Below are 14,281 nucleotides of genomic sequence, written 5' to 3'. Positions count from 1 at the left end.
GCAGCGATGCTCAGGACGAACGATATGCTGCGATCACATTAGTGTTCCTAGCCATCTTGGCAAGGGCTCAGGTATTAGGCTAATCACTTAACTTCTTTTAAAAGCATAGCTTCATAGCATCAGCACATTGATGTGCAAAATAGCGATGGTTAGTAGTTATATTTTTCGCCTTTGCCAATGTCAAGGTGAAACCGTTCGTCTTTAAATTACATTTAATCCGCCACATATATTTAATTGTTCGTTTTTGATGCAAAGATAAGTGCTTGCACCAAAATTGCTCCTTTACCTTTCTTTATTGCACTGTTCTGGTGCGCTTTAATTTTCATTACCTTGCTTATATAGTCTAATCTTATGTATTTAAAGTGTTTTTTATTTTGGGTACAAATGGTGCTTAGTATTGTTGAAATAATAAGATTCAAACTCAAATTGACCGTGAATGCACTAAAGGTGAGCGAATGAAATTAGTAACAGCAATTATTAAACCCTTCAAAATGGATGATGTCCGTGAAGCGTTAAGTGAAATTGGTATCGACGGCATGACCGTTACAGAAGTGAAGGGTTTTGGCCGTCAAAAAGGCCATACCGAACTTTATCGTGGCGCAGAATATTCAGTCGATTTCCTCCCTAAAATAAAATTTGAAATTGCGGTTAAGGATGACTTTGTTGAACGGGTTGTTGACACTATTGTTAGCTCTGCTCAAACGGGAAAAATAGGAGACGGCAAAATATTTGTCACCAACATTGAGAACATCACCCGTATTCGTACCGGTGAAGTAGATGATGACGCTATTTAATCAAGCTTTATCGAGCAATAAAAATAAAATTGGCTGTTCAGTATAAAGCCTAAAAAGATTTAAATAGTGGATGTAAAAATGAATAAAATAATTATCACACTTTTCGCTTTAACTTTTTCTCTACCAAGTTTTGCTCAAGAAGCAAGCCTTAATGGTGCCAATACCGCGTGGATATTAACAGCCACAGCACTGGTATTATTGATGACCTTACCGGGCCTAGCTTTGTTTTATGGCGGCCTAGTGCGTCGAAAAAATATTCTGTCAATTTTGATGCAATGTTTTGCCATTGCTGGCGTTTCATCCATTTTATGGTTTATTGTCGGTTACAGTTTAGCCTTTGGCGAAGGTAATGCATGGATTGGCGACTTTAGTAAAGTGCTGATGGTTGGCATGACCAAAGAAACCCTTGCCGGGGATATTCCTGAAAGCCTATTTATGCTGTTTCAAATGACCTTTGCAGTGATCACACCAGCGCTAATTATTGGTGCTTACGCAGAAAGAATGAAGTTTTCTGCGGTATTGCTGTTTTCAGGGTTATGGTTGTTAGTGGTTTATGCACCGGTTACTCATTGGGTTTGGGGTGGTGGCTGGCTTGCACAAATGGGCGTTTACGATTTTGCCGGTGGTATTGTTGTTCATATTACTGCTGGTGTTGCCGCACTTGTGGCCGCGTTAGTGTTAGGGCCTCGTCACGGTTTTCCAAAAACGCCGATGTTGCCGCATAACCTAACAATGACAGTGACAGGCGCCGGTATGTTGTGGGTTGGTTGGTTTGGTTTTAATGGTGGTAGTGCGCTAGCTGCCAATGGTGATGCATCAATGGCCATGTTAGTCACGCATTTATCTGCTTCAGCTGGGGCGCTTACTTGGGCGGCTATCGAGTGGAAAAAGTTTGGTAAAGCCAGTGTACTTGGCGCCGTAACCGGTATGGTTGCAGGCTTAGGTACGATTACACCCGCATCAGGTTTTGTTGGACCAGGCGGTGCATTAATTATTGGTGTTTCAGCGGGTATTGTTTGCTTTTATTCTACGGTTTACATTAAACATAAACTGAAAATTGATGACTCTTTAGATGTATTTCCTGTGCATGGTATTGGCGGTATTTTAGGTACGTTACTTGCAGGTATCTTTGCCTCAACTGAGCTAGGAGCCTTTAGTGGCTTTGGTTACGCTGAAGGTATTAGTACCATGATAGGACAGGTAACCGTGCAGTTGATTGGTATTGGTGCGACTATTATTTATACTGCGATTGTCTCTTACCTATTATTTAAACTAGTGGCGTTAATGACCAAGGGATTACGTGTGTCGAAAGAGCAAGAAATCACCGGGTTAGATATAACTGAACATGACGAAGTGGGTTATAATCTTTAAGCACTCATTATTTAATCTCTCATAGGAAAAGGCTGTAACAAGCCTTTTCCTAATATCCCCACCGAGTTTATCTTTAATTCCAAACGCCATTATGGTTAAAATCAGTAACTTTTATAAAAGTAAAAGTTAAATAGCACTTTTTTCTTGAAAAACGTAGATTTACCCTACTTTATCGACGATTTATTGTGTAAAATTATCTATCATTTTATTAATCCAAAAAGTCTAGCTAAAGGCCAATATTAGGCCGATGTTAATGCCCTATATTTTTATACTAAAAAACTATCGGCGCTTTAAACACGCTTTAGAGGAACTCATGAATTTAGACGATATTATATTGCAGGCAGAACAAGCCATTGCTGCGGCGACTGATCCTGTAGAACTTGACCAAGTTCGCGTTAACTTCTTAGGAAAGAAAGGTTTGTTCACTGAACAAATGAAAGGCCTAAGTAAGTTGTCAAAAGAAGAGAAGCCCAAAGCGGGTCAAGTGATTAACATCGCTAAACAGCAAGTCCAAAAGTTGTTAACTGAACGTGGTGAATTACTACGTGCACAAGTTATTAAGCAACAACTTGCTGCGGAATCTATTGACGTAACCTTGCCAGGTCGTGGTGATGAGTTAGGCGGCTTACACCCAGTTACTCGCACAATCGAACGTATTGAGAGTTTTTTTGGTGATTTAGGCTTTTCAGTAAAGCAAGGACCTGAGGTTGAAGACGACTTTCATAACTTCGATGCCTTAAATATCCCTGAGCATCATCCTGCTCGCCAAGACCACGATACTTTCTACTTTAATCCTAAGTTAGTGCTGCGTACTCAGACCTCTGGCGTGCAAATTCGCACCATGGAAAAAGAACAACCGCCATTGCGAATTATCTCACCCGGTAAAGTTTATCGTAATGATTATGACCAAACCCATACACCTATGTTTCATCAAGTAGAAGGGTTAATGGTTGATAAAGATGTTAGTTTTACGCATTTAAAAGGTGTTTTACATGACTTTTTACATCACTTTTTTGAAGAAGAAGTAGAAATTCGCTTCCGCCCGTCATATTTCCCCTTTACTGAGCCTTCTGCAGAAGTCGATATCATGGGTAAAAATGGCAAATGGCTAGAAGTATTAGGCTGTGGCATGGTGCATCCCAATGTACTGCGCAGTGTTGGCATTGATCCTGAAGTTTATACCGGTTTTGCCTTTGGTATGGGGGTTGAACGTTTAACCATGTTACGTTACGGCGTAAATGACTTACGTTCATTCTTTGAAAATGATCTTCGCTTCTTAAAACAGTTCAAGTAGGAAAGCCATATAATGAAATTTAGTGAATCTTGGTTACGTGAGTGGGTAAATCCTGCTATATCTTCAGATGAATTAGCACATCAAATTACCATGGCTGGCCTTGAAGTTGACGCCGTCGAGCCTGTTGCCGGTGAGTTTAGTGGTGTGTTGATTGGTGAAGTGGTTGAATGTGGCCCGCATCCTGATGCTGATAAACTGCAAGTAACAAAAATTAATTTGGGACCTGATTACAATGATGGCGAGCTCGCTGATATTGTTTGTGGTGCTAAAAACTGTCGTTTAGGCTTAAAAGTTGCCGTTGCCACCGTTGGCGCTGTTTTACCGGGTAACTTTAAAATTAAAAAAGCCAAACTGCGTGGCGTAGCATCAAACGGTATGCTGTGTAGTGAGTCAGAAATAGGTTTATCTGAAAGTGCTGACGGCATCATGGAGCTAGCAAGTGATGCACCGATCGGTATGTGCGTGCGCGAATACCTTGATCTTAACGATGTAACCATAGATGTTGACTTAACCGCGAACCGTGGTGATTGTCTTGGCTTAAAAGGTCTTGCACGCGAAGTAGGCGTATTAAATAGCTTAAGCGTTACTGAGCCAAACATTACAGCCGTTAAGTCAACCATTGACGATACCGTTGCAATTACTTTATCAGCTGAAAAAGCTTGTCCGCGCTATTTAGGGCGAGTCATTAAAAATATTAACATTCAGGCCCAAACGCCTTTATGGATGGTGGAAAAACTTCGTCGTTGTGGCACACGTGCAATTGACCCTGTGGTTGATGTAACTAACTACGTCTTACTAGAGCAAGGCCATCCGATGCATGCTTTTGACTTATCAGCAATTGAGGGTGGTATAAATGTACGCTACGCCAATGACGGCGAGAAGTTAACCCTGTTAGATGGTAATGAAGTTAGCCTATCACCACAAACACTCGTCATTGCAGATCAAGAAAAAGCACTCGCTATGGCGGGTATTTTTGGTGGTTTAGCTTCAGGTGTTACGAGTGAATCAACAGACATTTTTCTAGAAAGTGCCTTCTTTGCCCCTTTAGCTATTTTAGGTAAAGCCCGTCAATATGGTTTACATACTGACGCGTCACATCGTTATGAACGTGGTATTGACCCTGAACTACAACGCGATGCTATGGAACGTGCGACCAAGCTTTTACTTGATATTGTTGGTGGTGAAGCAGGTCCAATCGTTGAAGCGGCATCACAAGAACATATTCCTGCCGAGCGAACAGTAATACTTCGTCGGACAAAACTTGATAGTCGTATTGGTCATCACATTGATGATACCAAGGTTAGCGAAATATTAACGCGCCTAGGCTTTACTGTCGCAGAAAAGGGTACAGAGCAAGATAAAGTTTGGACGGTTGTTGTACCGGCATATCGTTTTGATATCAGCATTGAAGTTGACCTAATTGAAGAAGTAGCCCGCATTTTTGGTTACAACAATATTCCTAATGTTTCGCCAAAAGCCACCTTAGCAATGCGCGAGCAAAAAGAAGCTAAGTTACCTTTAAGCAAATTACGTCATGTTTTAGTTAACCGTGGTTACCAAGAAGCGATTACTTATAGTTTTGTTGATCCAAAGGTACAAGCGCAGCTTCATCCTAGTCAGGCCACCATGACCTTACCACATCCTATTTCATCTGAAATGTCAGAAATGCGGGTGAGTTTATGGACAGGATTATTGCAATCAGTTGTCTATAATCAAAATCGTCAACAACACCGTGTGCGTTTATTTGAAACAGGTTTACGTTTTATTCCTGATGAAAGTGTTGAAAATGGTGTGCGCCAAGAGAATATGATTGCCGGTGTGCTGAGCGGTCAACGCAGCGAAGAACATTGGGATATTGAAAAAGCAGCAACAGATTTTTACGATATTAAATCTGACGTTGAAGCGTTACTTGGCTTAACAAGCAACGAAAGTGCATTTGTGTTTTCAAAGGCTGAAGTAGACGCTTTACACCCAGGACAAACTGCCGCTATTCACAAAGATGGTGTGCTGGTTGGACATGTTGGAGCCTTACATCCTGAATTAGAAAGGAAATTAGGCCTTAACGGTCGGACATTAGTTTTTGAACTTTTATTGTCTGAAATTTGTACACAGAATATACCGCAATCGCGCGACATATCTCGCTTTCCGGCCAATAGGCGCGATATTTCTGTAGTGATTGAAGAGCAAGTTAGTGCAAATAAAGTACTACAACTTATTGAAAAGGTTGGCGGAAATTATTTAGTTGATCTAAACTTGTTCGATGTATACCGAGGTAATGGTATTGACTCTGGTTTTAAGAGCTTAGCAATAGCAATGATATTGCAAGACAATAATAAAACCTTAGAAGAAAAGGATATCACTGACGTGGTTAACCGTGTGGTTGACACCTTGAAAATTGAACTAAATGCATCTCTGAGGGATTGAATAATGGCGCTAACAAAAGCAGAAGTAGCAGAACATTTATTTGAAAAAGTTGGGCTGAGTAAGCGCGACGCAAAAGATATGGTTGAAGTGTTTTTCGAAGAAGTTCGTGAAACACTCGAAGCAGGCGAACAAGTGAAATTGTCTGGTTTTGGGAACTTTGACCTTAGAGTGAAAAGTGAACGTCCTGGACGTAACCCTAAAACGGGTGAAGATATTCCAATTTTAGCACGTAAAGTGGTGACGTTCCGCCCAGGTCAAAAACTTAAAAGTCGTGTTGAAAACGGTAACGGCGAATAAGTTAGCAAGTCAGCTTTGCATTAGTATCGTATAAAATGTTGTATAAAAAAGGTTGCTTTGGCAGCCTTTTTTATTGTGAAAAAAATAGCAATTCTTTTAAATAGGGCTTTAAATAAGCGTATTTTTCTTGGTTTTAAAAGTACGTTTAATAGTGAGTAGCATTAACTCTTTCAATAATAATGCACCAATCGCCAGCGTTGCACCGGTAGCAATAGCATTTAACTCAAGTGGAATAGCCATGGAAAAATGCTCAGCAGTACCACGAGCAATTTCTTGATCTAAATGCCAGATGAACTGATAAACGCTCTGGAGATAATCTGCTTGGGTAATTTGCGTTAAATGACTTGCTAGATATTCAACACGAACTGACAACCGCTCAATGAGCTCACCTGTGCTGATAATAGACGCTTCAGTATTGTCTTTGTAACGTGTGATCATGGTGATTAAACTGCCATCAAAGTGTTGCTGAGCGATGTTTTCAAATTGGTTTAATTGCGCGCTAGCTTCAGCTAATTGGCCAGCGAGTCGCTGTTGATATTGCTGCATAAACTCAGGCAGTTGCACGCCTAATATAAAAGTAAGCGTGAAAAAACAACGATCAATAACATTGTTAATTAAGGCAAACATAATGGCTAGTTACCCTGTTAGTAGAATAGCCTCACGTTAGCACAACTACTGACAAAGTTCATCGGCAATAAAATGTTAATTCAAACGTCAGGTTTTTCAGATATTCGTACAGAATCGATGTTAATATACTGACCATCAAAACAGTTGCTTTTGACTGAAATTCAATTGGAAATTACTAGCGATTATGCGCAGATCCTCTCATCAACCCGATCATGAAGTCACCACCTTTAATTGGCGTGTTGTTAAACTTTTACTACCTTATTTATTTGAATTTAAAGCACGTATATTTTTAGCCTTAGCCTGCTTAGTGCTAACAAAAGTTGCCAGTGTTTATTTGCCTTTTATTCTTAAAGATATTGTTGATATTTTAGATAACCAAGAAGAAAATCGGGTTTATTTAGTCCCCTTTGCGCTAGTGGGTGCTTATGGATTGGTCAGACTAACTACGGTTATATTTGCAGAAATTCGCGATACTTTATTCGGCCGAGTTACTGAGCGGGCGATCCGCAGAATTGGCTTAAAAGTTTTTCAGCACCTACATAAGTTAGATTTAGACTTTCATTTAAATCGCCAAACCGGTGGATTATCGCGTGATATTGACCGTGGTACCTCAGGTATTAATTTTTTAATGCGCTTTATGGTTTTTAATATTATCCCCACCTTAATTGAAATTATCATGGTGGTGGGTATTTTGTTCTTCAATTATGGCATTTGGTTTGCGCTAATTACCCTATCTTCTATTGTGTTCTATGTGGTGTATTCTGTTTATGCGACAGATTGGCGCACACGTTTTATACGCGAAGCCAACAAGGCAGACTCATCAAGTAACACCCGAGCTATCGACAGTTTACTTAATTATGAAACGGTAAAATACTTTACCAATGAAGATTTTGAAGCAAAAGCATACGACAGCCAATTAGCGACTTGGGAACAGGCGAAAATGAAGAATCGCTTATCTTTATTTGCCTTAAACGGTGGCCAAGCCCTCATTATCTCTTTTTCGATGACCGCTATGTTGGCATTAGCAGCATACGAAGTTACTTATGGAAAAATGACTTTAGGTGATTTTGTGCTGATCAACGCTTTCATGATGCAACTATTTATTCCGTTGAACTTTTTAGGCTTTGTTTATCGTGAAATTAGAGGCTCATTGGCCAACATTGAGCATATGTTTGACCTGATGCTAAAGAAACCGAAAGTAGAAGACAATGACGATGCGGACACTTTGGCCCTATCTGATGCAGAAATTAAATTTACAGATGTATCGTTTGCCTATGATATAAAAAGACCCATCATCAAAAATATATCATTTACTATCAAGTCAGGACAAAAAGTGGCGGTCGTTGGTGAAAGTGGATCAGGCAAATCTACCTTAGTTAAGTTACTGTTTAGGTTTTACGATTGTGACAGTGGCAAAATAACCATTGATGGGCAAAATATACGTCAAGTAACTCAGCACTCGCTGAGAAAAAATATTGGTATTGTGCCGCAAGATACCGTGTTATTTAACGATACACTTTTTGCCAATGTTAATTATGGTGCACCTGAAGCCAATGAAGAAATGGTTAATAAGGCTTTTAAGCTAGCACATTTATCTGACTTTGTTAGCAGATTACCTGATGGCGCAAAATCTATGGTAGGAGAGCGCGGCTTAAAACTCTCAGGCGGTGAAAAACAACGTGTTGCTATTGCCCGTACTATCTTGAAAAACCCTCGTATTTTGGTGTTTGACGAAGCAACTTCCTCACTTGATAGTCAATCAGAACAAGCAATACTCAGCGCCATTAAAGAAGTTGCCGAACATAGAACTAGTTTGGTGATCGCCCATCGACTATCCACGATAGTGGACGCGGATAATATTATTGTTATGCAACAAGGTGAGATTGTTGAGCAGGGTACACATCAAGGTTTATTGGTTAAAAAAGGCCATTACCACAAAATGTGGCAACTGCAACAAAGTGATAACAGCTAATAACCTAGCGGTTGCTGAGCACCAGTAATTGCAGGTTAGTAAGCCAATACCAGTAAGCCATTACCCATACGTAAATAAGTAGAATATTGAGTAAGTTGTTATGAGCACAAGAGATGAAGTTGACCAAACCAAACAATGGCTAGAGCAAGTAATTATTGGGCTAAATTTTTGTCCATTCGCAAAAAAAGAGTTTGTTAATCAAACTATTCATTATTTTACTAGCGATAAAGAACAGCTAAAGTCAGCGCTAGTTGAATTTTTATCGCAATGTCACTACTTACATGACAATCCTGAAATAGAAACGAGTTTATTAATCTATAATCAAGGTTTTAGAGACTTTAATCGCTTTTTAGACTTGGTTGATTATGCCAATGACATTATTGTTGATCATAGTTTTGAAGGCATATTCCAAGTGGCTACCTTTCACCCTGAATATTGCTTTGCTGACGCTGATTATGACGATGCGGGCAATTTCACCAATCGTTCTCCCTATCCCACCTTACATTTAATTCGTGAACACAGCATGGAAAAAGTGCTTAGTGTCTATAAAAACCCTGAGAGCATTCCAGATAATAATATCGCTTTAGCCAAGAAGAAAGGCGCTCACTATTTTAAAACCTTGTTGATGAATATCAAAAACATTTCTTAGCCTTTTATAAGGTTAAACACTGTTATCAGCAAGTCAGTTTCAAGGCATCAATATCGCCGGTAAGTTGGTATTTATGCCGTCAAGTTAACGGGTTTACCCTATAACCTTGGTAAACTGGATAGGCTGAATGTTAATAACTTTTCTCTGCTTATTCACAGGCAGTGGTGAATTACGATATACTGGTAGCAATTAAGACAAGCGTCACTGATACGCTTACTCATTAGGTAATATTTTTGTGGAAAAACTTCCGGTTGAAAACGTTGGTGGTAGTGTCGAAGAAGCTGTAAAAGGTGAATATAGCCTTGATGTAGCGACTATATTGAAAGAAGGCTGGCAAATAACCTTAAAATCGCGCATGGCGATTAATTTGGGACTGTTTACCTGTTTGATGATTGGCATGTTGGTTTCATTGTTAGTGAGCAGCCAGTTGGGTGGCATTGAAGTGGCTATTCAAGATCAAAGATCAGCGACTTTACTTAATATTATCGTTACTTTAGTGGTTTATCCTTTTATCGTTGGTGTTGAAATGATGGGTATTTTCCATTCAGTTGGCTTAAAAACCAGACCAAAATTGGTTTTTGGCTTTTTAAAGCGAGGCAGCTGGGTTGCTGTTAGTGCCTTATTAACCTCAACTTTGGTTACCATAGGTTTAACATTATTTTACTTGCCTGGCATATTTTTGGCAGTAGCCTTGTCACTCGCATTGCCTTTGGTGGTAGAAAAAAAAATGTCACCTATAAAAGCCATTTCAATAAGCATTCAAGCTACGCGTTTTCAATGGTTCAAAATTTTCGCTATTTATCTGATACTGGCTTTGGCTGTACTGATATCCGCTTTACCTGTTGTAATGTCCGGTGAATCTGAATTTAGCTTTATCGCTATCGCATTTTTCTTATTTTGTTTAGCTTACATAGTGCCGTTGTTTTATAACGTAAAGGGAATTTTATACCGAGAAATATTTGGTTTACAGATGGAAATAGCCGCTGATCAAACCAAGACCATAAATGACACCTTTTCGGCCTGATTTACCGTATGTTTTCAGTAAATGAGACTAAAAATAATGCTATAAGGAGCTATTAGCTTGACGATATTTAATAAGCAAAACCTTTTAGGTTTTATTTTTTTAGTTTTGCTGAGTGTGGGTTTAATCGCACCCTTTACCTTCTTACCTTTGCCTGAAAGTACGCCGACTGAAGAGCCAGTGCCGGTAGCACCGAAAGCGGTTAAGAAGGTCATTAAAATAGTTGAGCAACCGTTACACACGGTCACTTTACCCGACTTTGCTAAAATTCGTGATGTAAAAGAGAAGAAACGTCGTTTTTTTGCTTTTATTAAACCCGCAGTACAGGCTGAAAATAAAAAAATACTGATCTTGCGTGCTGAAGTGGCGCGCTTAATTGCGCAATTAAGCTTAGAACAGCCCTTTAGTGCGGAAGAACACACTTTAGTAAGCAGTTTGAGCAAAAAATATAAAGTCAGTGAAAAATTTTCTCTGTTAAGACAATTATATGAATTACAGCTTAAAATTGACATTATTCCATTAGCCCTTGTTTTAGTGCAAGCGGCCAATGAATCTGCTTGGGGAACCTCTCGTTTTGCTCGAATAGGCTTAAACTTTTTTGGTGTGTGGTGTTATAGGGAAGGTTGCGGCATGGTGCCAGGTAGCCGTAATACCGGCGCTAAGCATGAAGTCGCCGCTTATAGCTCTATTAGTTTAGGTGTCGCACGTTATTTGCACAATATTAATACTAACGGTGCCTATACGGTATTTAGATCGATTAGAGGCCAATTACGTGATCAAAACCAACCGCTAGCGCCAGAAATTCTTGCAACAGGATTAATGCGTTATTCTGAACGTGGCATAGATTATGTGTTGGAATTAACTGATATGATCCGCCATAATCGACATTACTTCGCGCTATATAATAAATAAGCGCTATGTAAATGTGCTATTCCTAATTTAGGTATAAAAATAGATTTATAAATAAATTCAAATATCATGTCGGTTAAAAAAATTTCGCTTGAATTGCTTTGAAAAAGTAGTACTTCCTCAGTTTTTTATCAGCAAAAGTAATACCTCTAACTTAATAATAGCCTTATTATTATGCTATCACAGGTAACCGTTTTACATTATTTACCTTAAGGACATTATCGTCATATACTTTTGGCTAAAGGCTGTTAAAACTTCAGCGCATAATCTAGTTTAAGTTATTAAACAAGAAAAGTTGAACTAGGCGTTTAATGACCCAATTCAACTTTATGCTAGTGATGTTAGCTGATATTAATCAACATCAAGTGGTGAAATGTAACCATCGGGTTTTAATGCTAATACATCACAATTAAGCCTATCAATAACATGCTCTGCGGTGTTACCAATTAGCGCTGCCGATAAACCGGTACGGCCAATAGTACCAAGAATGACTAATTCTGCATCTAATTCAGCCGCTATGCTTTGAATGATATCTTCCGGTAAACCCTCTTTAATATGGGTGTTTTCTGGCGCAATATTAAAGGCAGTTGCATGTGCTAACATCGCTTTTTGATGATATTTTAACATCGAGCGATTATAATCACTGGCATTAAACTCTGGGATTTCTATGGCGATATTTACTGGCGTTCCCGGGAATGAGTTAACTAGGTGTAAATTAGCTTTCATGACTTGGGTCAGCTGTTTAGCTTCTGCAGTGATTTTGTTATTAAGTGCTTTATGTTCTTCCTCTTCACTACCAATGTTTAACGCCGCAAGAATATTACCGTTATCAGGCCACAAATGCTCTTTCACGAGTAAAACAGGGCAAGGACATTTGCGCAGAATATGCCAATCGGTAGGCGTAAATATCACAGATTTGAATTTGTCGTGTTGATGAGTCCCTTTAATGACAATGTCATAACCATTATTGAGTACTTGAGCAATAATTTGCTCAAAGGGACGGTTATGCCATATAACCCGACAATCGATAGAAATTCCGCTTAAATCAAGATCAGCGAGTAAAGACTCTAGCCATTGAGTGCGATCATTAATAACTGATTGGCGCATGGCTTCACGCTCATCACTTGACAGCATGGTGGTCATTTCATAAGAAAAATCATAGATGGTCAAAAATGCGGTAATGCTAGCACCTGTTTTACGTGCTAATTCTATCGCTCGATTTACCGCTTTCTGCTCTTCTGTTGTTGGGTCAACAATCGCGAGTATTTTTTGATACTTTTCCATGGCTAATTCCTTTATCAATTGTCTACTAGTGTTATAACAATAGTCTACTTTGAGGCAATAATAGTTGTCTTAAATCAAATTATTATGCTATCGGTGATAAATAATATTTCACGCTAAGCATAGCGTGAAATACCTTAATAAGGCAATGTAGAAAAGCAGGTGTTAGCGTGACATTAAAGTGCGGCGCATGCGTTTAATTTGTCGAAACTTAAAATAGTAATGAGTTTACCATCAACGGCAATTAAACCATTTTTATGAAAGCGGTTAAGCAAACGGCTGATGGTTTCAACCGTTAAACCAATATAGTTACCAATATCACTGCGGGTCATAGATAAACGAAACTCAGATGGAGATAAACCACGGGCATGGTAACGAATACTTAAGGTACTGATAAATGTTGCTAGTCGTTGCTCGGCATTTTTACGATTAAGTAATGTTAGCATTTCTTGATCTTCACGGATCTCAGTACTCATCATACGTAAAATTTGTTTTTTTAATTTTGGCATGCTGTTCGATAAATTATCGAGCGTATTGTAAGGGATCTCACAAACCATTGAGGTTTCTAGCGCTTTAGCGAAACTTGGATGTTGAGCATTGGCAATAGCATCAAAGCCAAGCAAATCACCCGCTAAATGAAAACCAGTAATTTGTTCTTCACCGTGTTTACTAATGGTGTAGGTTTTAAATGTGCCCGAACGTATGGCGTAAAGCGCATGCATGGGTTGACCGTCGTTAAATATTTGCTCACCTTTATGGATCGGCAGCTTACGGTCGATAATATTATCTAACGTTTCTAACTCTTTATCATTGAGAGAAAAGGGTAAGCATAATTCACTAAGACTACAGTTTTGGCAGTGAATATGTTGATGAATAGTGCATGATTTATAACTCATAATATCCTTTAAAATTTTTCATGATGTACGCATGAATTTTTCCATGATTTTTTATATATATAATGTCCATATCAGGCACTTTATATATATAAAATAAGTATAGTATAGATGCCGTATGAAATCACTAAGCTGGCTGCTATCTTTCTAAATAGTGTATGACTCAATAATGATTTAATACTTATGGTGCCTAGTGATACTGAAAGTAAGGCAGGCAAGGTGCCTAGTCCAAAGAAAAACATGATCAAGGCACCATCAAGGGCATCGGCACTAGCCAATGCCCAAGTTAGTGTAGAATATACCAAGCCACAAGGTAACCAGCCCCATAGTGCGCCTAAAGCGAAAGCACTTTGTACGTTTTTAATGGGAATAAATTTTTTAGTCTGTGGTGCTATGTAGCGCCAAATATTTTTACCTAAATGTTCGACGCGGCTTAACCACATAAACCACTGGCCTAAATACAAACCTAATAAGATAAGAAAAACACCCGCAATAGTTTTTAACAACGAAACAGGTAATCCGATATTTTTGGTCGCCATTGAGCTAGTGAATGCGACAAGAGCGCCAATAAGACTATAAGAGGCGATACGACCCAAGTTATAGGCCAATATAATGGCGTATTTTTTATGACGAGAGGTATCAGAAATCGCCGTCGTCAGCATGGTGCTAATACCACCACACATCACTATACAATGGCCTGAGCCTAATAATCCGATGATAAATGCGGAGAAAAAATCAAGGCTCATAAA

Annotated in this window: 13 protein-coding genes; 9 read left to right on the top strand and 4 right to left on the bottom strand. The window is 39.0% G+C overall.

Annotated features, from left to right (window positions below):
- Positions 1-455: 455 nt before the first annotated feature.
- The 5 genes from glnK (at position 456) to H4J65_RS11295 (ending at position 6,180) form a co-directional block, all read left to right on the top strand.
- Positions 456-794, top strand: coding sequence for a P-II family nitrogen regulator (gene glnK / locus H4J65_RS11315; protein ID WP_182136312.1), 339 nt, complete (start codon positions 456-458; stop codon positions 792-794).
- Positions 795-872: 78 nt separating this feature from the next.
- A complete protein-coding gene (locus H4J65_RS11310) occupies positions 873-2,165 on the top strand; it encodes an ammonium transporter (protein ID WP_182198241.1) in 1,293 nt (430 codons plus the stop codon).
- Positions 2,166-2,478: 313 nt separating this feature from the next.
- Entirely contained in the window at positions 2,479-3,459 is a 981-nt protein-coding gene (gene pheS, locus H4J65_RS11305; protein WP_182198240.1) for a phenylalanine--tRNA ligase subunit alpha, read from the top strand.
- 12 nt (positions 3,460-3,471) lie between these two features.
- Positions 3,472-5,883, top strand: coding sequence for a phenylalanine--tRNA ligase subunit beta (pheT, locus tag H4J65_RS11300; protein ID WP_182198239.1), 2,412 nt, complete (start codon positions 3,472-3,474; stop codon positions 5,881-5,883).
- A 3-nt stretch (positions 5,884-5,886) separates the two neighbouring features.
- On the top strand, positions 5,887-6,180 hold the full coding sequence (locus H4J65_RS11295; RefSeq protein ID WP_182136316.1) for an integration host factor subunit alpha: 294 nt from the start codon (positions 5,887-5,889) through the stop codon (positions 6,178-6,180).
- Positions 6,181-6,288: 108 nt separating this feature from the next.
- Here H4J65_RS11295 and H4J65_RS11290 read toward each other — a convergent pair whose 3' ends face one another.
- A complete protein-coding gene (locus H4J65_RS11290; RefSeq protein WP_182136317.1) occupies positions 6,289-6,807 on the bottom strand; it encodes a DUF2937 family protein in 519 nt (172 codons plus the stop codon).
- A gap of 184 nt (positions 6,808-6,991) precedes the next feature.
- Here H4J65_RS11290 and H4J65_RS11285 point away from each other — a divergent pair, with 184 nt between their 5' ends.
- From H4J65_RS11285 to H4J65_RS11270, 4 genes are all read left to right on the top strand, one after another.
- Positions 6,992-8,779, top strand: coding sequence for an ABC transporter ATP-binding protein/permease (locus H4J65_RS11285; RefSeq protein ID WP_182198238.1), 1,788 nt, complete (start codon positions 6,992-6,994; stop codon positions 8,777-8,779).
- A gap of 100 nt (positions 8,780-8,879) precedes the next feature.
- A complete protein-coding gene (locus H4J65_RS11280) occupies positions 8,880-9,428 on the top strand; it encodes a DUF1415 domain-containing protein (protein WP_182198237.1) in 549 nt (182 codons plus the stop codon).
- A gap of 235 nt (positions 9,429-9,663) precedes the next feature.
- On the top strand, positions 9,664-10,452 hold the full coding sequence (locus H4J65_RS11275; RefSeq protein WP_182136320.1) for a hypothetical protein: 789 nt from the start codon (positions 9,664-9,666) through the stop codon (positions 10,450-10,452).
- Between the two features lie 57 nt (positions 10,453-10,509).
- Positions 10,510-11,361, top strand: coding sequence for a glucosaminidase domain-containing protein (locus H4J65_RS11270; RefSeq protein ID WP_259363281.1), 852 nt, complete (start codon positions 10,510-10,512; stop codon positions 11,359-11,361).
- Positions 11,362-11,709: 348 nt separating this feature from the next.
- Here H4J65_RS11270 and uspE read toward each other — a convergent pair whose 3' ends face one another.
- The 3 genes from uspE to H4J65_RS11255 form a co-directional block, all read right to left on the bottom strand.
- Complete coding sequence (gene uspE / locus H4J65_RS11265) at positions 11,710-12,642, bottom strand: universal stress protein UspE (protein ID WP_182198236.1); 933 nt, start codon at positions 12,640-12,642, stop codon at positions 11,710-11,712.
- Positions 12,643-12,815: 173 nt separating this feature from the next.
- Positions 12,816-13,535 carry a fumarate/nitrate reduction transcriptional regulator Fnr gene (fnr, locus tag H4J65_RS11260; protein WP_182136322.1) on the bottom strand — a complete coding sequence of 240 codons (720 nt, stop codon included), beginning with the start codon at positions 13,533-13,535 and terminating at the stop codon, positions 12,816-12,818.
- 80 nt (positions 13,536-13,615) lie between these two features.
- The gene (locus tag H4J65_RS11255; protein ID WP_182198235.1) at positions 13,616-14,278 is read right to left on the bottom strand and encodes a sulfite exporter TauE/SafE family protein; all 663 of its coding nucleotides are present in this window, start codon (positions 14,276-14,278) and stop codon (positions 13,616-13,618) included.
- Positions 14,279-14,281 lie beyond the last annotated feature (3 nt).

The organism is Colwellia sp. MB02u-9 (assembly GCF_014077085.1).
Lineage (GTDB): Bacteria > Pseudomonadota > Gammaproteobacteria > Enterobacterales > Alteromonadaceae > Cognaticolwellia.
This window is presented reverse-complemented; position numbering and strand designations above follow the sequence as displayed.